Below are 857 nucleotides of genomic sequence, written 5' to 3' on the forward strand. Positions count from 1 at the left end.
ACCGCGCATTGTGCCGCTATTGATAACCCCATCACGCACTTGAAGGGTTAATGCTCCCTCTTGAGCTTCCACAGTCCCTGCTTGGGTTAAAGCATCAGCACTCAAAACCACATCATAACTTAAAATCGTGCTCTCTTGAGAGGTTGTGAGCATGCTACCCGCTGTCAAGGCAACCTGCTGCATGCTGACAATATCACCCGTGTGATTGAGGGCACCATGGGCATCCAGCGTTATCTTCCCATTGGACCAGACAGTGCCTTCTTGGATCAGGGCACCGTGATGCGCATAAAGGTCAACTTTTTGCTCTGCCACTAAGCGCGCGCGTGATGTAAGCTCTGCTGCTTCCACCAAAAGAGAGCCGCCGGCGCTATAATGTCCAGCGCCTACAGTGAGCCCATCATCGGCGCTCAAGACAATATTCCCCTTGGCACCAATATGGTTGTTTAAAGCGCTGATTTGATTGGTTTTAATGGTCAGATCGCCAAGGGAAGAAACCCCTGTTTGATCATTGTCTTGCATGCGGCTTAGATCAATTGTTGCTGCTTGGATCTCTAAGAGATCACCGGCGGCTATCCGCCCATTCCCCGCCTCAAGCTTTGCTGCCTGTAAATGCAAAGAACCCGTCGCTGACTGTTTACCATCACTCCCAATACCGCTTGCTAGAAGAGCATGAGACTGGAGCTTGATCAGATCGGCGTGCACATCAACAGCACCGCTTGCCGCAACGCGAGCTTGCTCAGCCAGTTCAACATGTTTCAAAGCCTTCAGTTCAACTGCTTCTTCTGAAAAAAGCAGATCTTTCACATGCACACTGTCGTGGTGAGAACGCGCTTTTACTGCTCCTTTGGCGCGTGCTT

Annotated in this window: 1 pseudogene; it reads right to left on the reverse strand. The window is 50.9% G+C overall.

Annotated elements, in window-relative coordinates:
- A pseudogene (locus ACFIKU_RS09945) lies at positions 1-857 on the reverse strand (filamentous hemagglutinin); the annotation flags it as partial.

Source organism: Bartonella sp. CM120XJJH (assembly GCF_042194715.1).
Classification (GTDB): Bacteria; Pseudomonadota; Alphaproteobacteria; order Rhizobiales; family Rhizobiaceae; genus Bartonella.